The 19,735-nt window shown below is 34.9% G+C and carries 18 protein-coding genes and 1 pseudogene; 7 read left to right on the top strand and 12 right to left on the bottom strand.

Annotated elements, in window-relative coordinates; translation table 11 throughout:
* Positions 1-13 precede the first annotated feature (13 nt).
* The 5 genes and pseudogenes from AC1DS7_RS20165 to AC1DS7_RS20185 all read right to left on the bottom strand — a co-directional run bounded on the left by AC1DS7_RS20165 (position 14) and on the right by AC1DS7_RS20185 (position 5,849).
* Positions 14-373, bottom strand: coding sequence for a hypothetical protein (locus AC1DS7_RS20165; RefSeq protein WP_476999167.1), 360 nt, complete (start codon positions 371-373; stop codon positions 14-16).
* Positions 374-460: 87 nt separating this feature from the next.
* A complete protein-coding gene (locus AC1DS7_RS20170; RefSeq protein ID WP_016100887.1) occupies positions 461-1,057 on the bottom strand; it encodes a hypothetical protein in 597 nt (198 codons plus the stop codon).
* A pseudogene (gene helD, locus AC1DS7_RS20175) lies at positions 1,057-3,376 on the bottom strand (RNA polymerase recycling motor HelD). Before helD ends, AC1DS7_RS20170 begins: the two are co-directional and overlap by 1 nt.
* A 58-nt stretch (positions 3,377-3,434) precedes the next feature.
* On the bottom strand, positions 3,435-4,019 hold the full coding sequence (locus tag AC1DS7_RS20180; RefSeq protein WP_016100884.1) for a TetR/AcrR family transcriptional regulator: 585 nt from the start codon (positions 4,017-4,019) through the stop codon (positions 3,435-3,437).
* 213 nt (positions 4,020-4,232) lie between these two features.
* Positions 4,233-5,849, bottom strand: a complete 1,617-nt coding sequence (locus AC1DS7_RS20185) for an FAD-dependent oxidoreductase (protein WP_476999168.1) — start codon at positions 5,847-5,849, stop codon at positions 4,233-4,235.
* A 533-nt stretch (positions 5,850-6,382) separates the two neighbouring features.
* Here AC1DS7_RS20185 and AC1DS7_RS20190 point away from each other — a divergent pair.
* The 6 genes from AC1DS7_RS20190 to AC1DS7_RS20215 all read left to right on the top strand — a co-directional run bounded on the left by AC1DS7_RS20190 (position 6,383) and on the right by AC1DS7_RS20215 (position 11,687).
* A complete protein-coding gene (locus tag AC1DS7_RS20190; protein WP_016100882.1) occupies positions 6,383-6,727 on the top strand; it encodes an ArsR/SmtB family transcription factor in 345 nt (114 codons plus the stop codon).
* 18 nt (positions 6,728-6,745) lie between these two features.
* On the top strand, positions 6,746-7,744 hold the full coding sequence (locus AC1DS7_RS20195) for an NADP-dependent oxidoreductase (RefSeq protein WP_016100881.1): 999 nt from the start codon (positions 6,746-6,748) through the stop codon (positions 7,742-7,744).
* Between the two features lie 177 nt (positions 7,745-7,921).
* Positions 7,922-9,388: a protein adenylyltransferase SelO gene (locus AC1DS7_RS20200; RefSeq protein ID WP_016100880.1), complete on the top strand. Its 1,467-nt coding sequence runs from the start codon at positions 7,922-7,924 to the stop codon at positions 9,386-9,388.
* 246 nt (positions 9,389-9,634) lie between these two features.
* On the top strand, positions 9,635-10,111 hold the full coding sequence (locus tag AC1DS7_RS20205) for a hypothetical protein (protein ID WP_476999169.1): 477 nt from the start codon (positions 9,635-9,637) through the stop codon (positions 10,109-10,111).
* A 287-nt stretch (positions 10,112-10,398) separates the two neighbouring features.
* Positions 10,399-11,496, top strand: coding sequence for a tetratricopeptide repeat protein (locus tag AC1DS7_RS20210; RefSeq protein WP_016100878.1), 1,098 nt, complete (start codon positions 10,399-10,401; stop codon positions 11,494-11,496).
* A 2-nt stretch (positions 11,497-11,498) separates the two neighbouring features.
* Positions 11,499-11,687 carry a hypothetical protein gene (locus AC1DS7_RS20215; protein WP_002033627.1) on the top strand — a complete coding sequence of 63 codons (189 nt, stop codon included), beginning with the start codon at positions 11,499-11,501 and terminating at the stop codon, positions 11,685-11,687.
* A gap of 46 nt (positions 11,688-11,733) precedes the next feature.
* Here the strand turns inward: AC1DS7_RS20215 and AC1DS7_RS20220 are convergent, their stop codons facing one another.
* From AC1DS7_RS20220 to AC1DS7_RS20245, 6 genes are all read right to left on the bottom strand, one after another.
* Positions 11,734-11,943: a hypothetical protein gene (locus AC1DS7_RS20220; RefSeq protein WP_476999172.1), complete on the bottom strand. Its 210-nt coding sequence runs from the start codon at positions 11,941-11,943 to the stop codon at positions 11,734-11,736.
* 350 nt (positions 11,944-12,293) lie between these two features.
* Positions 12,294-12,899, bottom strand: a complete 606-nt coding sequence (locus AC1DS7_RS20225) for an FMN-binding negative transcriptional regulator (protein ID WP_016100876.1) — start codon at positions 12,897-12,899, stop codon at positions 12,294-12,296.
* Between the two features lie 187 nt (positions 12,900-13,086).
* On the bottom strand, positions 13,087-13,623 hold the full coding sequence (locus tag AC1DS7_RS20230) for a GrpB family protein (RefSeq protein ID WP_012261365.1): 537 nt from the start codon (positions 13,621-13,623) through the stop codon (positions 13,087-13,089).
* A gap of 24 nt (positions 13,624-13,647) precedes the next feature.
* Complete coding sequence (locus AC1DS7_RS20235) at positions 13,648-13,995, bottom strand: DUF4260 domain-containing protein (protein ID WP_016100875.1); 348 nt, start codon at positions 13,993-13,995, stop codon at positions 13,648-13,650.
* 6 nt (positions 13,996-14,001) lie between these two features.
* Positions 14,002-15,393, bottom strand: a complete 1,392-nt coding sequence (locus AC1DS7_RS20240) for an FAD-binding oxidoreductase (RefSeq protein ID WP_016100874.1) — start codon at positions 15,391-15,393, stop codon at positions 14,002-14,004.
* 136 nt (positions 15,394-15,529) lie between these two features.
* Positions 15,530-15,928, bottom strand: a complete 399-nt coding sequence (locus AC1DS7_RS20245; protein WP_002033617.1) for a DUF2871 family protein — start codon at positions 15,926-15,928, stop codon at positions 15,530-15,532.
* Between the two features lie 254 nt (positions 15,929-16,182).
* Between AC1DS7_RS20245 and AC1DS7_RS20250 the strand changes: the two genes are divergently transcribed.
* A complete protein-coding gene (locus AC1DS7_RS20250; protein WP_002033615.1) occupies positions 16,183-16,686 on the top strand; it encodes a GNAT family N-acetyltransferase in 504 nt (167 codons plus the stop codon).
* Between the two features lie 34 nt (positions 16,687-16,720).
* Here AC1DS7_RS20250 and colA read toward each other — a convergent pair whose 3' ends face one another.
* On the bottom strand, positions 16,721-19,636 hold the full coding sequence (gene colA, locus AC1DS7_RS20255; protein ID WP_016100873.1) for a collagenase ColA: 2,916 nt from the start codon (positions 19,634-19,636) through the stop codon (positions 16,721-16,723).
* Positions 19,637-19,735 lie beyond the last annotated feature (99 nt).

Below are 19,735 nucleotides of genomic sequence, written 5' to 3' on the forward strand. Positions count from 1 at the left end.
CTTCCCGAACATTCTAATGATGCATAAATAACACTAAAATTACTTTTCCTCTTTCATTTTCCCACATTTCAACAAAGAAGAGATATTCATCTGGAAAATCTTCTAAAGATACTGGTTCATCAGTAAGACAAATATTATTGTGATATTTTGTATCCCATTCGGCTCTCACATCATCTATTGATTCACGCTCTAAATTACTTTTTCGATCGTCAAAATAATCGGATATAAACACTTCTTCTATTCCACCGTTATAAATCATTTGTTTCAGTTCTGCCAACGTAGGATTATTAGAATATATTTTATTTGAGAATACGATGTCATTGTTGTATAACCGCGTACTCTCATTGTCTATAAAATAACCTTTTCTTCTCATAACGCTCAGCCCTTTATGTTCATTTTATTATACAGATAAGGCATAACTAGCGATATATTATCATAGACGCCTACCATTGTACACATATTAAGCCAACGCAGCTGGCGGCAATAATTGTGGTCCTTCCCCGGTGCGCGCCAATACCCAATCATCGTAATACCACATTTCTGTTTGGCGACGACTCATCATATAATCCCAGCGTACTTCTCGCTCAAATTCAATGATTTGTCCGTCACCACCAATTGTCACCCAGTTAAAACTTCCGTTATTATGCATCATCTTTATCCATAGAACAGGAAACTCCACAGTTTGTCCCCCGTCAACATAATGTCTCGTTTGTTTTTCTATACGAAGCAAAGTTAGGCCCTTTGCATATTGTCGATCAACCTTTTCCATTACATCCATCGCTATTTTCTCTGCCTCATCTTTATGAGGTAGTTTATTAGCGTATACTGGCATCATATTCGTGTAACTTAAAAGATGCTTACTCTTTTGAGAAGTAATAGTTGTTATATGAGAGCCACCATAATTCAGTGGTTCTTCTGCTTGATAACGCTGAATTTCAACATTTACACCGTCACGTAGTTCTTCATGCTCATGCACTAATTTTACATACTTAGGAATTGGTAATAACATTGAAACTTCCTTACTACAGTTTTGAAAAGCATTTAATTGATTAGCCATTAAGCATCTCTCCCTTTACTCGTTTCGTTTTGAAATAATGCTTTCGGTACTTTCGAAAGCATTGTCGTAATCTCTCCTGCATAATATACATATAGTTCATGCATCGCTCGTGTACATGCTACATAAAATAAATTCCGTTCAGATTCTTTACTGTAAATATCACTTGAAGCATCAAATATAATAACAGCGTCGAACTCTATCCCTTTTGCTAAATAAGCAGGAATAATAACAACGCCCTTCTCATAAGTCGTATTTTCTTTCTGCACAAGATGGTAGTCTAATTTATCCCCTATTAACTCCATAGCCTTCATACATTCTTCATTTGTTTTACAAATGATCGCAATTGATTTATGACCTTTCTCTTGCAAATCTCTTGCTTTATCAATGATACTTTCCACACGCTCTTGTTCATCATTCATTTTTATACATAACGGCTTCTTACCATCCCGATTAAAAGCTTCAATTTCTTTCCCGTTCGGAATGATATGTTTTGTAAGTTCAATAATAGGTTTTGCTGAGCGATAACTACGATTTAACTGAATGGTTTCTACTTTGCTATTTGCAAACAACGTTGAAATTATATTTGTTCCTCTATTACTAATGAGCGAAAATGTTTTGATTTACATCACCCAGCAACGTCCACTTTGCCTTCGGAAACAGTCGTTTCATAAACGCTAATTGAAATGGTGTATAATCTTGTACTTCATCAACAAATACAAATTTCACAATATGGTTCGTTTTAAAACCTTCTATTAATTCTTTTAAAAATAAATAAGGAGCTACATCTTCATATGCTAATCGCTTTTCCTCTAAACACTTTACTGTTTGCTTACATATTTCTTCCCAACCATCCGGTGCGAAAACATCTTTCTGGATCGTTTCAAAGAACTGCTGAAATATTGCAGAATGATTTACAAAAGCTAAAGATTTCACCTTTCTTCGCACCGAACGGAAATGCTTTCTCACTACATATTTCGTTAACACTTCATGCTCTTTCTCGTAATAATCAAATTGATTATCCTTCTCTAACTTTTCATACAAACGATTATAATCTTCTTTATTTAAATATTGAATTTCCCGCTCTACCCATTCTTTTTTCGCTTCTTTCTTTTCAAAGCTATTTAATTTTTTACTAATCCATTCCGTTACAAGTTGCATTCGATTCGGTATTGAAATGGCTGTGTTTAGGGAATAAAAATAGTCATATATTGCATTTGCATGTATGATTATTTCCCCTTTAAATGTTACATCATGAAATTGCATCCCTTTTTCACCAAGGTTTCTCGCATACTTTTCAATCAGCCCCATAAATTCAATTGATGATTTATATTGAATCCCTTTTCTCCTTGTTTCATACACGTTTTCCTGTTCTTTCGTTAACATGTATTCTAACTGCGAAAAAGGATCTTCTACAGTAAAACTTTTTCCAATCATATGTTCCATGTATGCTTGGATAGTTGTTTGTTGCATATTCTCCTCACCAAGCTCTGGTAAGACGTTAGCAATATAGCTATTGAACAAATCATTCGGAGAAAATAGCAAAATTTGATCCGCGTTTACTGTCCCACGGTAACGATATAATAAATACGCAACCCGTTGCAGAGCTGCTGAAGTTTTCCCGCTTCCAGCCGTCCCTTGCACAAGTAATACATCACTTTTATCGTTTCGAATAATTTTGTTCTGTTCTTTTTGAATTGTTGCTACAATACTTTTCATTTGTTCACTTGCATTTCTTCCTAGCGCTTCTTGAAGGAGTTCATCTCCTATCGTTACACCTGTATCGAACATACTTTGAATGTTACCATTTCGAATAATATATTGACGTTTCAAAAGTAAATCCCCTGATATTGTCCCCATTGGAGCTATATACTTTGCACTTCCTAAAGAATAATCGTAATAAAGACTAGAAATAGGTGCGCGCCAATCATATACTAAAAATTCATCTGTCTCTTTATCATAAAAAGAGCCGATACCAATATAGATTTCATCAGTATCCGCCTCTTGTTCTTCTTTAAAATCAATTCTTCCAAAGTACGGTGTATCTTTTATTTTCGTTAAAAGATTATATTCATTTTTCGCATGTCGATGGGTATGCTCCCTTTCCGAAAGAATCTCGGCCTCTTGCCTGATACTAGCCGCCGTTTCAACCGCTTCTTTAATATTATCTATATTTACTTTTACATCTTCCCAAAAGTTTTTTCTTATATTTACAATTTCAGACTTCACCGAACCAACTCGGCTGTCCAGCTCATTCAGTTCCTCGTCTACTTTTTCAATGACTACATTTACACGTTGTTGTTCTTCTTTATAATGACTCATATAATCTCCCCTTCTCATTACGTTTCCTGATTGAAAGCCTTATATGATACGAAGTTCTTTACTTTTGAAAAATACCACGCGCAACAATTTCCCATGACTTTTGAAATTCTTCGTTTATCTTCTCTTCTTTCCATCGCTCAGAAAAAGCAGGGTGGTAGAACGGTGATAGGAGTCCAAAAATCATATGCGCTAAAAATAAACTGTCTTGTTTTTCAATCTCGTTACGCTCTATCCCTTGATTTATAACCTTCTCCAGTTGCCTAACTAATCTTTCTTCGTGTTTTTGGATAACAGCATTCTTTTGCTGAACTAACGAACTATTCAATGTAAATAGCTCTTCATTTTCCAGTAACTCTTTCTGTTTAAGTTGGAACAAACATAAGAACCACTCTTGTAAAATCACTGCTGTTTCTCCGTCTTTCCCACTAATTTTCTCAAGTTGATCCGAATACTTTAATAACCATCTTTCCAAAATAGCGTCTCGAAGTGCTGCCTTACTACGAAAATAAGAGTATAAAGCTGCATGACTAACATCAAGTGATTTCGCAATACTAACGAGTGTCGTCCTACTCCATCCATATTTAATCAATTCCTTTTCCGCTGCATCCAAAACAACATTTTTCGTCAATGCCTTTTCAGTCATTTCTTTCACCATCCATTTTGTTTATATAATAAAATTATCTTCTGTTATTTCAACAACTTACATTTTTTATTATTTGTAAGTTGCAATCAAAAAAATTCATCTTTCAAGTAGGTTATAAGATTAGCACATCCGCTTACAATTTACAATATTTTATTTTTGTAAGTTGCAAGCAATAAAACCACCGCTTTTGAAATACAAGCGGTGGTTTTATATTTAATTACATAATAAACGATTCATTATCTCTTCAAGTAATATACCCGGCTTTACTACCTCATTTTCCGTACGCCATCCAATAAATCCATCTGGTCTTATTACTACCGCTCCTCCATTTTCTATCCCGTATAGTTTTCTAAAAAAGTTACCTTGATCGATAAAATCACCAGTTAAACCTACCTGATACACTTTTATCTTTACTCCTAATCCAGATGAAACAACATTTGCAGCTTCATTCCAAGCACTAGGATCTGCTCCAGTAAGTAACACAAAGTTGCTACCAAATAGATCAAGTATAGAAACTTCATTTCCTTCATAAGTTCCCCAAAAATGTGGCGCACGCGTTCCAGGGCGTCCGTTCAAATAAACTATATCCATTCTATGCGGTGTGTTACATTCGTCTATAATTGCTTCTGAGCAATACTGATAGCCAGCAGTGACAGCTAAACTATCCATAGTATTCAAATTACCTTCCTCTCTATTCGCTGCACGAAATAATATACTACTCGCATGGTCCGTCGTTAATTTTGCAACAGGATATCTCTCGTCATGATACGTTTCTAACAATTTTGGATTTGCTTTCCCTTTTATAACAGCCGCTAATTTCCAAGCTAAATTATGTGCATCTTGTATTCCTGTATTTGAACCGAATCCTCCTGTTGGCGGCATAATATGCGCCGAGTCACCAACTAAAAAGATGCGATTGTCCTGAAATTTTACCGCTGTACTTTCACTCGCTTCCCACGGCAAAACACTTACTATTTCTGGCTTAATATCCGTACTTCCAATTGCAGTTTGAATAATTTGTTTACAGCGTTCTATAGAGAAATCCTCTGGTCGCTCCCCTTTTACTGGATCATAAGCTACATGATAAATCCATTTACTTTCGTTATCGACTGGAATAAGCGCACCAATTACTTCTGGATGAAGTATCATAGTAAAACCGAATGCGTCTCCTTTAATAAATTCACTCAAATCCGCTTCAAAATATATGTTCATATAATAACCACCGATTGTACCACGGCCCTCAGTTAGAATACCTAGCTGTTCACGTATTTTACTTTTCGCTCCATCTGCTGCAATTACATAATCACAATGAATCATGCTCTCTTCTTTCGTGTCACGATTTCGAATAGTTGCTATTACTCCGTTCTCATTTTGTTCATAAGAAACCAGTTCATGATAAAAAGATAGCTCTCCGCCTAATTTTTTCGCGCATTGTAACATCATCTCTTCTAAAGTAATTTGATAACAAGCAGTTTGTTTTGATGGGCTAATCTCTTCCACTTTACGAAATGAATTTTCGTTATTTTCATACTGCGCCGCCCTTATTTGTTCCAACTCTTCATGCTTTACCTCAGCTATTGTTTGAACTGCAATTCTCCCGTGACAATTCTCTAATGCTTTACCAGCTAATCTAATTCCTTTTTCTAGACCCAGTTCTCGGAATAATTCCATTGTGCGAAATGTAATTCCACCCGCTTTCGGATGAATCGCAGTAGACGGATGCCTTTCAATAAGTACATAATCAATGTTATGTTTCGTAAGAAATAATGCAGACGATAATCCTGATAATCCCCCTCCAACAATTAAAACTGGTACATGTTTCGATTCCATACATTTTCCCTCCACATATATTCTTCTGAGCTCAGTGACATAAATATAATCAAAAAACCAACAAAAATATAGACTTATATTTCATTTTGAATTATCATATAGATAGATTACGCCCCAAATTACTTTTATCCTTTCATACATCTACAAGTCACTTAATTTGTGTGTGTATGAAAGGATAAAAAAGAAGGCCCTACTTTACTTTGAACTATTCTCTGATATAGACATCAAAAATAATAAAAACATTATAAGCGGTCGTAACCTTGTAAATTATACAAGGTTACGACCGCTTATTTTATTGTTAAATGGCTACCCTTTATCCTCGGCAGACAACGCATTGTTAAATCATTTTCTACCTTTCAACTCCATTATTTTCTATTCCCTATAATAACTACTCCATAATTTTCAATACGTAAAAATGGCTTCGTCTCGATTTTCTTTCTCAATATTGCAGCTCATACAACATTCATGTAGCATTACCGTATCGATGTAATGGTTCATCATCTTAAACCTTTCGACTAATTATTGGAGGTATAGTGATTGAAATGAATAAACAAGAACAATTAAATGTTATTAAAGAAGATTTTATTAATTGTCAAAAAGTATTAGTGGCAATTGGTGACGAAACACGTCAAGCTATTTTGTTAGTTCTAATGAAAACAGAATGTCAAACTGGATTACGTGTTGGCGAAATCACTAAACAAACACACCTTTCTCGACCAGCAGTATCACATCACCTTAAGATTTTACGAGAAGCTGTTATTATTTTAATGCGTAAAGAAGGTACAAAGAACTTTTATTATATTGACATACGTACAAAATTAGGATTATTAAAAAACCTTGTATTAGATATTGAGAAGCTACTGCAAAACTTTTATTGAACTTTGGAGGTATAAGAAATGAGAGCAATGGTGATTGATAAGTACGGGAAAGTTCCAATGCGTATGACTGAGATGCCCACCCCTGAAATAAATGAGTATGAGGTGCTCGCAGAAATTCATGCAGCTAGCATTAACCCAATTGATTTTAAAATACGCGATGGAAAAGTGAAGTTGTTACTTAAATATAAAATGCCCCTTATTCTTGGTAATGACTTTTCTGGTGTCATTGTAAAAGTCGGAACAAAGGTGACTCAATTTAAAGTTGGTGATGAAATATATGCACGTCCAAGAAAAGATAAGATCGGTACTTTTGCGGAATATATAGCCATTCATGAAGATGATATAGCCTTAAAACCGAAAAATTTAACTTTTGAGGAAGCGGCGTCGATTCCTCTCGTTGGCTTAACATCATATCAAGCATTACATGACATCATGCAATTACAAAAAGGACAAAAGATTTTGATTCACGCTGGATCCGGCGGTGTTGGTACTTTCGCAATTCAGTTAGCAAAAATAATGGGTGCCACTGTTGCAACAACCGCTAGTGAAGCTGGTGAAAATTTAGTAAAGTCTCTTGGCGCAGATGAAATTATTAATTACAAAAAAGAAAAGTTTGAAGATATACTGAAAAATTATGATGCGGTATTTGATACACTTGGCGGTACAACACTTGAAAAATCATTCGATATTATAAAAAGCGAAGGGAACATTGTTTCCGTTTCAGGAATGCCGAATGCTCGCTTCGGTAAAGAATTTGGTTCAGGATTTTTCAAAACACTCTTATTTTCATTAGCAAGCAAAAAACTTACTGCACTTGAAAAAAAGCATAATGCTCAATATTCGTTTTTGTTTATGAAACCAAGCGGAGATCAATTACGTATAATTGCAAAGTATATTGAATCTGGACAAATCAAACCTATAATCGATCGCATTTTCCCTTTTAAAGATACTCAAAAAGCAATGGAATATTCAGAGTCTGGAAGAGCAAAAGGAAAGATAATTGTAAAAATCAAATAATAATAAAACTCCATTTTTTTAAAATGGAGTTTTATTATTTGCTGTTAAATAGACATAGTGCAATGAAGTCCTTACAATAGATTTCAAGGGGAAATATCATATTATACTTTTAGCTAATTTTACAAAGAATACATACGTACAAATACATAATAAAAAAATAAACAAGGAGGAGATAAAATGACTAAAAATAATGAAGCAGGTTGGAATTTAGATAATAGTTATACGACTTTACCACAATCATTTTATACAGAAATCCCCCCAACTCCTGTACACTCACCGGAGTTAATTAAACTAAATAATTCTTTAGCAATATCTCTTGGCTTTAATCCTGAGGAACTAAAAAAGGACGCTGAAATCGCCATTTTAGCTGGTAATACTATTCCAGAAGGAGCTCATCCACTAGCTCAAGCGTATGCTGGGCACCAATTTGGTCATTTCAACATGTTAGGAGATGGTCGTGCCCTTTTAATTGGAGAACAAATTACTCCTTCAGGCGAACGGTTTGATATTCAATTGAAAGGTTCCGGTCCAACTCCATATTCACGCCGCGGTGATGGTCGTGCTGCACTCGGTCCAATGCTACGTGAGTATATTATTAGTGAAGCGATGTACGCGCTTGATATTCCAACTACTCGCAGTTTAGCAGTAGTCTCAACTGGCGAACCAATCTATCGCGAAACGAAGTTACCTGGAGCTATTTTAACTAGAGTTGCAAGCAGTCATATACGCGTTGGAACATTCCAATACGCCGCAGCTCGAGGCTCAATCGAAGATCTCAAAGCTTTAGCTGATTATACGATAAAAAGACATTATCCAGAGGTTGAATCTACTGAAAATCCATATGTCGCACTACTACAAGAAGTCATTAAGAGACAAGCAAGCCTTATCGCAAAATGGCAACTCGTTGGCTTCATTCACGGCGTAATGAACACTGACAATATAACGATTAGCGGTGAAACGATTGATTACGGTCCATGTGCCTTTATGGATATTTATAATCAAGGAACAGTATTTAGCTCTATTGACACACAAGGCCGTTATGCATACGGAAATCAACCATATATAGCTGCATGGGATCTCGCACGTTTAGCTGAATCTTTAATACCGATACTACATGAAGATGAAGAAGAAGCACTAAAAATTGCACAAGATGAAATTTCAAAGTTTAGCGTGCAGTACGAAAACAATTGGTTCCTCGGAATAAAGAAGAAATTAGGACTATTTAGCAATGAAGAGCAAGATCAATCACTTATTGAGAAACTTTTAAAAGCAATGGAAAAATATAAAGCAGATTATACAAATACATTCCGTGCATTAACTGACAATATATTAGAAAATGCACCTTTATTTGAAAGTCCTGAATTTAAAGAATGGTACGAGCTATGGCAATCTCGGTTAGAAAGACAAAAAGAATCGAAAGATGATGCATACAAATTAATGAAAAATAACAACCCAGTAATCATCCCTCGCAACCACAGAGTAGAAGAAGCACTAGAAGCAGCTGTTAAAAATGGAGACTATAGCGTAATGGAGAAACTTCTTCAAGCTTTAGCAAATCCTTATGAATATTCTCAAGAACAAGCGGATTACTGCACGCCTCCAGCGCCGTCGAATCGTCCTTATCGTACTTTTTGTGGGACGTGATTGTTTATCTTTAACCTTTAAATTTATTATTCATACACTTATTTCCTTACACCACTTGAGAGAGTGGTGTTTTTGTCGAATTTATTTTTCTTGATTTTCAAAATACAAGAAGGTTTTACAAAATATTACACAGAATTATGTAGTATCGTAAATTAGGGGGGGGAATTCCCCTATTACGATTTGTGTTATTCTGTCTAATTTCACAAACGAATAACACAAATAAATAACTATAAGGAGAGATAAGATTTGAAAAGAAAAATTGGTACAGTTGTTGTAGGATTATCAGTACTTGGTTTTGGTATTTTTGGTGTAAGCATCGGGGATGGCGGAGTTGTAAAAGCTGAACATGGCGATGTTCCAGCGCCTAAATTAGAAAATCATGGTGACTACGGAGGGGCTCCTGCTTTCAATAAAGGTGATACTTTGGCTCCCACTTATGATCATGGAAGACCTCCAGTTTCTAAACAGGATAGCCATGCTGATTTCCCTGCTCCTAAGCAAGAAGGTCATGCTGATTTCCCTGCTCCTAAGCAAGACAGTCATGCTGATCTCCCTGCTCCTAAGCAAGAAGGTCATGCTGATTTCCCTGCTCCTAAGCAAGAAGGTCATGCTGATTTCCCTGCCCCTAAGCAAGAAGGTCATGCTGATTTCCCTGCCCCTAAGCAAGAAGGTCATGCTGATCTCCCTGCTCCTAAATTAGAAAATCATGGTGAGCACATTTAAAAATCCCCCCTTCAATTATGAAGGGGATTTTTAAAATTTATTATTTTTATTTGCTTTCTCAACTTTTTCTTGGTTTGAAATAAAATATTCATATTTTGAACCCCCCATAGCATTTACCATCTAAAAAATAACAAATATTGAATAAAATATACAAATATACAACTAAAAACGATCTAATTTTCTTATTTACAAGAATTTTATTTATCAAGTTATTTTTACATAATCTTCCGATAATTCGTGTTACCATTATAGATACAACTCAATAGAATATTATGAGGGGGGACCTTATGAACACTTTATTAACCGGTAGTACATACGCAACCAAACATCTAGAAGCGTGGTATCACGCAATTTTAACTCAAAATGTCGTAGTATCCCACGACTGCTATCATGCAGCAGCAAAAGAACAAAAAGAAATGCTTTTACAAGGAAATACAGAAAATGCATCCTACCAATTATTTTTTGATTTATTAAAATTCCGCTATGCAGTATTCACTGAAGGGCTATCAATTACAAAAGATAGTTTTGAATCAATTAACGCTTATGCTATACCATCTGATTTACAACTATCCTACTTATATCACTATTACAATGCAATTTACTACACTGCATTAAACAAATTCGATAAAGCTGATGATTATTTTGAGAAAGCAAAATCATCATTAACTAGTCTTACTAATGTGGAGCAAGCTGATTTTTATTATCGATATGCAGTTTATCATTTTCAAATGCAACAACCAAGCCAAGCTATAGTAAATGCAACTAAAGCATTAGACATTTTCCAAACAATAAACGATTGCGAACGAAACGTAACATCATGTTTAAGTGTGCTTGGTGGAGCCTATGTAGCAGTTGGACACTATGAAAAAGCTGAAGAATTATACTATAAAGCAATTGATATCTTACAAAAATTAAACGAAGAACCTTTACTTCTTCATGTACGAAATAATCTAGGTACACTGTACGCAAATCAAGATTTATCAGAACAAGCCATTCGCCAATTATCAGAAGTGATAGAAAAAATGCCAAAGCACTACAAAGCATTATTTTTACTTGCACAAGAAAATGGAAAATTAGGCAATATAGAATTAGCAAATAAGTATATCCAGACCGGAAAAGAGATTGTTTTACAACTGGACAACGAGGAGTATAAACATCATTTTTCTATTTTAGAAGCTAATATTAATGAATTTGAATTAGAACAGTTAGATAAAATTGTACAAGCAGGAATTCACTATTTTAATGAAGAATCTTTATTCAGTTACACTTCAGAGTATTGTGAGAAAATAGCAACTACATATCACAAGAAGCTACAGTTTGAAAAGGCTAGTGAGTATTTCCTCAAGAGTATTGAAGCAAACAAAAAGAATGAAAGAAGGTTATGAAAATGAGGAAAACAATTGGTAAAATCGCTTTAGGTATTGCTTTTGCTGGAATCGCTGCTTTTGGGTTAAATGCAAATCTGACAAATCAAGCTGGACATGAGCATTTCCCTGCTCCACAAAAACCTGACTTTGTTCAATCCGTTGACGTAAGCAAAGACTACAACACAACAACAGCTGAAAAAGCACTTTAAAAAATGAAAGGCCTTCAATTAAGAAGGTCTTTTTAAATACGTTTATTTAGTTAATGTAATCGAATATTTTTTCATAGCCAAATGGTAGTACAAATGACAATAAACGGCCTATCACAATTGAAACACTTGATAAAAGAATAAATTTCCGAAATGATATATCATTCCTCTTATACCCCGTAAAACAAGCCTTTGTTATAACAAAAACAGTCATCATTATGATAATCGCTGAAAAGATGGCTACTAAAAACACTTTCATTTTGTTTCCCACTATAAAATATCCTAACTTTAATTTTACCATTAAATGAGTATAACAAAGACAAACTATTTCTTAATATACGGTTTTCTATATGCCTCCGACGGGATTCGAACCCGCACTCCTTTCGTAAGCATAGGCTAAGGGGAACACGCTTCCCTACGGAATTTCACCGACAGGAGTTTCACCTGTCTCAGCTTATTTGCTTTTCGGTGCTTCTGAAACCTTCGCCTTGCGACCCGGTTCTACACTGTTTTCCGGCGCTCTTCCCTTCTAGAGCTACGGAGGCAGTTTTTCTTTCAAGTAAAAGATATTTCTACAAAAATAGAAATATCCCTTTGTTTCATATGAAATCACTCTATTTCCTTCATCAATTCTGCAATCCCCCTACTTCCTTCACTACCAACTTTCTCAAGTTCTTCTACAACTAATTTCCGTCTCTCCACAGAATGATTTTGACTTAACTTCGCTTTTCCTTCTATTTTATTTATCTTTATTCTAAACCCAACTATTCCCCTACTTAATCCTTCCATATAATTCGGATCTACATTATTCAGTGAGTAGGTGCTCTTTGGATTTTCATATTTATGTACTAAATCTTGAAGAGAATCTATTAATTCCTGTTCATCTTCAACAATTTCCAACTCTCCATATACATGCACCGCAACATAGTTCCATGTTGGTACTGCTTTATTTGTTTCATACCATGACGGCGAGATGTAACTATGTGGCCCTTGGAATATAGCGAGTACTTGTTGATTCCCACTATCTTTCCACTGTTCATTCGGACGTGCGAAATGGCCATGTAAAGTTAGAGTCTCCCTATTTAATAACAACGGTAAATGCGTTGCATATGGTTCCCCGTTATACTGAGAAAATAAAGTTGCAAAGCTATTTTGTTCAATCATTTCGTACTTCGTCTCTTCATCTTGTATAGTGAAATGTTTTGGTATGTACATAAGCTCCCTCTTTTCTTATCTTCTTATTTCCCATTATATTTACGAGATTTATTATTGGGCAGGGACAGATGATAATTGTTTTATAAGGTCAGTGCATATAGTAAAACCTTTGTTTCAAAAATAATAGGTGGCATTATATGATTTCTGCCACCTTAGTCAATTTTTTTATTTATACAAACTCCCTTATTCAACGATCCTTCATAGCTTTTTCTAATACATATTCAATAAATTCCGTTTTACCTAAGCTATAATTTAAGCGATTTTCCGCCGTTTCCGCTAATTCTTTCTTTAGCTTTCCATATTCAATAACAACGTTTGGATTTCCACGAAGATACTCACGAAACGCTACATGTCTTCTTAACTCTTCACTATTCTTATCGCATACATATAAATGATGTTCCATCCAAATTGTATTCTTCCCGTCCCTCGGAACATATTGACCCTTTCTCCCAAAAGCCTCTCTCCCCTTAAAACTCCACTCTTCTTGATGAAAATAACCTACCTGTTCAAGTCTATTTATTACTTTTGGAAAAACATCATAATCTTCTATTACAACATCGACATCTAATATCGGTTTAGAAGCAAGGCCTTTAACAGATGTACTCCCAACGTGCTCTATAGAAAAAATGAGTTCTCCCATTACGTTATTAATCAACGTCTGTAATTTACAAAATTCACTTTCCCATTGTGTATTATATTTCTCAACAGTAATAAATTGTTTCAATTGACCACCCTTCTCAAATCACTTTTATAACCTCTGAATATGCGTATCCTTAAAATCAGTTTCATACTTCAATCCATACCCAAGCATTCGATCCATTCCAATATGTGCTGTCCATATTAAACCAATCATTAAAATCGTATCCATCTTTAAATAGACCCCTATTAAAACAAGTAATATTGATATGATATATGTGTGAAATAGATTATATATTTGTGCACCGATACGTTTGTTAATAGCGTACGCCACCATTGCTAAATCAGGTGCAAAAAGTAATACAATAAATAATAACCAACTAAATCCACATAATGCATATATATAAATTGTAGCTAATAAGACCGCCAATCCTTCAAAGTGTATAATTCGTTTCTCCAAACTTCATCATTCCTTATCTGTTAGCTTGAAAATTTTATTCGGATTTAAAATATTTTGCGGATCAAGAGCTTTCTTTATTTTCTCCATTACCAATAATGCCGCACCATGTTCTTCTTCTTGATACTTCTGCTTTCCTATTCCAACGCCATGCTCTCCTGTACAAGTTCCGCCACGCTTAAGAGCATACAGTACAATACTTTCATTTATTTCATCCGCTTTTTTCACTTCATCTTTATCATTTGGATCAATCATTAAGAGCACGTGAAAATTCCCGTCTCCTACATGGCCAAGAATACCACCAACAAGGCCCACCTTATCTAACGTCTCTTTCGCATTTTGAATCGCGCCAGCTAACTCTGAAATTGGCACACATACATCTGTACTCATTAGCTTTTTGCCAGGGTAACTATGAACGTAAGAATAAGCTAAGTTATGTCTTGCATCCCATAATTTATTTCTTGCCGCAGTTTCAGTTTCAAAAGCAACTTCTTTACATTTATGATCAAAAACAATTTCCTTCGTAAACTCGATATCTTGCGTTAATCCCGCTTCATTTCCGTGAAACTCTAAAAACAGTGTTGGTTCTTCTCTGTAATTTGTCTCATTATAATGATTTACTTGTTTCATAGATAATTCATCAACAAGTTCTATTCTCGCAATTGGAATGCCAGCTTGCAGTATATTAATAACAGCTTCTACTGCATCATTTATAGTTGGAAACGATGCTCTCGCAGCCATAACATGTTCTGGTATGCCGTATACTTTTAATGTTAGCTCTGTAAAGCATCCAAGCGTACCCTCTGATCCTACGAAAATACCATTTAAATGATAACCTGATGATGACTTCGCCGCTAAATTGCCAGTATGTATCACTTGCCCATCAGCAAGCACCACTTCTAAATCACGAACTTGATCACGCATTACGCCATACTTAACCGCTGTCGTTCCGCTCGCATTCGTAGCAGCCATGCCTCCTAACGTTGCATCTGCACCTGGATCTACACTAAAAAACAAACCGTACTTTTTCAATTCTTTATTGAGCTGAGAACGAGTCACTCCTGGTTGTACTTTCACAAGAAAATCTTTCTCTCTTATTTCAAGTATTTTGTTCATTAATGAAAAATCAACTGTAATCCCCTTTTCATAAGGAATTATATGACCTTCTAAACTAGAACCTACTCCAAATGGAATGACAGGTTTTTTATGCTCACTCGCTATTTTCATTATTGCTCTAACCTCTTCCATCGTTTTCGGAAAAACAACTACATCAGGTAAACTACTATTATGGTAAGATTCATCTTTACTATGTAACTCTCTTACTGTCTTATTAACCACTACTTGATCTTCAGGAAGTACATCCTTTAATTCATTTACTAAACGCTCAATTGTTATTTCCATTACATACTCTCCTTTTATATTATTTACTCTACATTAATTATACCATTTTTATACAAAATAATTAGAATAGTTGAATTTATGAAATTTTATATACAAAAAAGAACTTGCAGTATTCCCTACAAGTTCTTTTTTAAAACTATATTTTAGACGATTTTTTCAATAAAATCATAAACCAAACTAAAGTAAATGCCATCATAGAATGAGAGAACCCTACAATATAAGTTAACCCTTTAAAGTCCGCTCCATTTAGTTGAAGAAGTCCTCTCGCTGCCAGCGATCCTAACATTAAAGTTAATGCGATATTATGTAAAATAAACCAGTTATTAAATCCTTTCACTTCATGAAACGCGAATACTTTCGCTAATCCTAAAGCAATTAAAAAGAAGAAAAAGCCAAGTACTAACGTATGCGTATGCAAAAGATTTAATAAAGTAGAGCCTAAAATCCCTTTATATTTCCCATACTCCCTAGCAAATATTCCTGACAATAAACCGATAATCAAATAAGTAAACGATGCATTATATAATTTCTTCATTATGTACCTCCTTGAGTAGAATGTGTAGTGTGTCATATTTAGTAATAATGATAGTTATATAGTAAAAACTCCTAGTTTCCTAGGAGTCATTGTATAAGTATCTCACTCTTTACAATTAATCCTAATTATAAAATATCCTTTTATACAAAACAATCGAACTTTATGTGAACAGTAACTCTCAATTAAAATAACTTGCACTTTTATTTCGCACAATCCATACTAATTGTTATAACTTTTAAAGGTGGTGCAATAGATTGATAGTTCTTGAAACTGAAAGACTCACTCTTCGCTGGCTCGATGTAAAAGATGCTCCGTTTATTCTTGAATTAGTAAATGATCCTGCATGGATTCAATTTATTGGTGATAAAGGCATTAAAAACTTAGAAGATGCAAAAAAATACATCTTAAACGGACCCGTCGATATGTACAATAAAATGGGCTTTGGTCTTTACTTAGTTGAACGAAAAGAAGATCTCACTCCACTTGGTATGTGCGGCCTTATTAAAAGAGATTCATTAGAAGATGTTGATATCGGCTTTGCTTTTTTAGAAAAATTCCGTTCAAAAGGGTACGGCTATGAATCAGCTGCTGCAGTAATCGAATACGGTGTACAAAAGCTCGGACTGAAACGAATTGTAGCAATTACTTCTATAGATAATGTTGCTTCAGGCACGCTGTTAGAAAAAGCAGGATTGCGATTCGAAAAAATAATTTCAGACTCAGGAGAAAATCTAAAATTATTCGGGTATAACGCATAACAAAAAAGGTCGCCATTCATGGCGACCCTTTTTTTCACTTCACTTCTACCGTATAATTCCCTGTTCCACCACCATACTGGTATACATGTAAATAGTACTTCCCTGGATACGTATAGTAACTACCTACTAATTTATTTCCTTGTTGCTGTGCATACGTAACATAATTATTTAAATCTGCTTCTGAATAAAGAACCCAGTTTACTCCGATATTATTTTCCTTCGTTACATTAATTTGAAGGTTTTTCGCAGTTTCTATATTTATTTCAAAGTAATCACTCGTATCACCGTTTCCTAAACTAGCACGTAAAACTTGATTTAACTGCAGTTTATTTGCCGTTTGGAATGAATTATTTGGCTCTTTTTCTACACTATTATCTTCTTTCTTTTGAACCGTTACACTTGTTGTAGCAGTATTAGTTAACCCTTTATCGTCTGTTACTGTTAATTTCGCTGTATACGTCCCTTCTTTTGTATAAACGTGAGTTGGATTTTGTTCATTACTTACAGTACCATCACCAAGCTCCCATTTATAAGAAATAATTTTCCCATCTTCATCTTTTGATCCATCGCTTTTAAACGAGATCGCTTCATTCGTATGTCCGCTATACGGACCATTTATAACCGCGACCGGCGCTTTATTCACTGCACCTTCTTCTGTATTAATACCGTGGAACACAACATCATATTCAAATTGCCCTGATGCATTCACACGATAATTCACAAAGTATGCTGTTACAGTTTTATAGCCTGTCCATTTTTTTGCACTTAAACGTTTTAACGTATCATTAACGTTTTGCGTAATTGTTTTCCAGTCTTCATTTTCTCCTTTTGCAGCAGTACCTGTATACGTTCCTTGCAGTGTAAATGTATTAAAGAATTGTGATTTATTTTTCTTTACTGATACATTACTTAATTTTGCTTCCGCTGTAATTTCTGCGGCAATATCTGAAACTGGTTTCGGTGCATGAGTTGCTAAATAATCATCTGACACTAACGGAACATTATATTTCTCACGGTTGTCTACTAACATTTGCATATAGTCTTGATACTCTTTATTTAAATTCGCATCTTTACTTAAAGCAGAGCGATATGCATCATATGCTGTTACATCATTTTTCCTAATAAGATCATGAACTTTATCAAACATATCGTATCTCTTATTGTACATATACGATTGTAAAGCAAAGGAATAATTATAGAAATCCCACGTTCCATACTTTGCATTTAACGTTCGCTCTGCGGTATAACGTTCTGCTGGATTCGAAGATAGTCCTCCTATAATACTCTTTCTTGGAACGACGTTGTCCGTTCTCGTTGCACCTGCAAAAAACTCAGCATTCCCTTCTTCAAACCAAGATAATCTCTCATTCTCATACATCTTACCTTGTCCCCAAAGTCCTGGCACTTCATATCTACCTTGTAAATAATGCGTGAATTCATGTCGGAACAATTCTTCTAAACTATAAATACTTTCTTCTGGCGTACGTTCATAAGTAAAGAACGTACCTGTTCCTTCTATATAAAGACCGCCGTTATTCGTTTCATACCCGTACAATTGACGATTAAATTGATATTCAGCCGGGCTATTATAAATAACCATCGTTAATACATCATCTGGATTTCCTTTTTCTAACGGTTGGTCACTTTCAACCGTACGATGGAATTGTGCCTTCACTTCTTTTGCTGCCCAATATAAACGTTTAACTTTCTCCTCAGTCACTTTATCTCCCGCTTTTAAAACAATTGCACCATCATCAAACGTATACGTTTTCGGCAAATACTTTTTCTTCCCATCTTCTCGTATTTGATCTAAATTTACAACGTTACCGTTTGCATCTTTCCCGCCATAATTCGTCGTAATTTGCTCAGCTGCTACGAAATATTGCTCACCTAAATAAGGATAGATTTTCATCGCATCTGTTACAACTTGTAATCCTTTTGTCCCTGTACTATGGAATGTGCCGAGTCTACCTGTATAATAAATTCCATTATTAATAAGCCATCCGTTTTTCTCTGTAATCGTTCCCATTAACGCGAATCTACTTAATTCATTAATATAGCTATCTATTTTTTGGTACCATACTGTATCTTTCGGTGCTTTTCTCGTATCGTACAAATACGATTGAATATCGTAATCAACACCTTGCATAATATCGTAAATCGCATTTCCAGCTGAAAGATTATCTACCAATGTAGAAAAATTATCATTATATTGCTTAAAAATCTTTGCAGCCGATGTTATCGTTTCCACATCACTCGAAGCATTTCCTATTAATTTCCCATATGATGATACAACTTTATTTTGTTCTAACGTACCGAGTTTGAAATTTGGGTTGTTCGCAATCGTTTTTAATGCAGGTAAGCACTTGTCATGATAGCTACGTTCATTTAGTTTACTTAATTCTGTATTATAAAACCCTAAATAAAACCCTGATCGCAAAACTTCCACTAATGTCTCAATCCCTTTTGAATCGTCTTGCGTATAAGCCTGTCCTTGCTGCTTCAATTTATCAATAATTGCCTGCATCCTACTATCATTTTGATAGAATGCAAGACTGTCCTTATTAAACTGAAATAGCCCCGTAATTTGCTCCCAATCGATTGTTACAAGTAAATCTACTAATTGTTGATTGCTTAATTGATTTAATTCAGCAATTGTATAAGTTTTTGCTACAGCTAATTGCTTACTTTCCTTTTTTACTTCAGGCGGTCTTTGCGATAAATCAGCAAATTGTAGCCTTTTCTCAAAAGACTTGCTTTCTAATACTTTCGATGAATGAGCTAATTCTTCCACGGGCAGTTGTACACCAACCGGCTCCATTTTTAGCACATTTCGATATGAAACTTGCTCTCCCTTAGTATCTTCCGCCAATATGCTTCCTTGAAAACTCCCTAACATTAAACTAGCAAAACTTACCCCTACTAAAACTTTTTTTGAATAGCCTTTCATGCTCTCCCCTACCTTACATTTTTTAGTGTCCCGCTCCGTTATTTTACTATTCTGACTATTTATTATGTATTGAGAAAAAAGAAGGGAACGTTCACACAT

The organism is Bacillus sp. P4_E1, assembly GCF_056401715.1.

Coding starts and splice junctions, on each gene's coding strand:
- AC1DS7_RS20165 (WP_476999167.1), bottom strand. CDS start 373: ATGAGAAGAAAAGGTTATTTTATAGACAATGAGAGTACGCGGTTATAC.
- AC1DS7_RS20170 (WP_016100887.1), bottom strand. CDS start 1,057: ATGGCTAATCAATTAAATGCTTTTCAAAACTGTAGTAAGGAAGTTTCA.
- AC1DS7_RS20180 (WP_016100884.1), bottom strand. CDS start 4,019: ATGACTGAAAAGGCATTGACGAAAAATGTTGTTTTGGATGCAGCGGAA.
- AC1DS7_RS20185 (WP_476999168.1), bottom strand. CDS start 5,849: ATGGAATCGAAACATGTACCAGTTTTAATTGTTGGAGGGGGATTATCA.
- AC1DS7_RS20195 (WP_016100881.1), top strand. CDS start 6,746: ATGAGAGCAATGGTGATTGATAAGTACGGGAAAGTTCCAATGCGTATG.
- AC1DS7_RS20200 (WP_016100880.1), top strand. CDS start 7,922: ATGACTAAAAATAATGAAGCAGGTTGGAATTTAGATAATAGTTATACG.
- AC1DS7_RS20210 (WP_016100878.1), top strand. CDS start 10,399: ATGAACACTTTATTAACCGGTAGTACATACGCAACCAAACATCTAGAA.
- AC1DS7_RS20215 (WP_002033627.1), top strand. CDS start 11,499: ATGAGGAAAACAATTGGTAAAATCGCTTTAGGTATTGCTTTTGCTGGA.
- AC1DS7_RS20220 (WP_476999172.1), bottom strand. CDS start 11,943: ATGAAAGTGTTTTTAGTAGCCATCTTTTCAGCGATTATCATAATGATG.
- AC1DS7_RS20225 (WP_016100876.1), bottom strand. CDS start 12,899: ATGTACATACCAAAACATTTCACTATACAAGATGAAGAGACGAAGTAC.
- AC1DS7_RS20240 (WP_016100874.1), bottom strand. CDS start 15,393: ATGGAAATAACAATTGAGCGTTTAGTAAATGAATTAAAGGATGTACTT.
- AC1DS7_RS20245 (WP_002033617.1), bottom strand. CDS start 15,928: ATGAAGAAATTATATAATGCATCGTTTACTTATTTGATTATCGGTTTA.
- colA (WP_016100873.1), bottom strand. CDS start 19,636: ATGAAAGGCTATTCAAAAAAAGTTTTAGTAGGGGTAAGTTTTGCTAGT.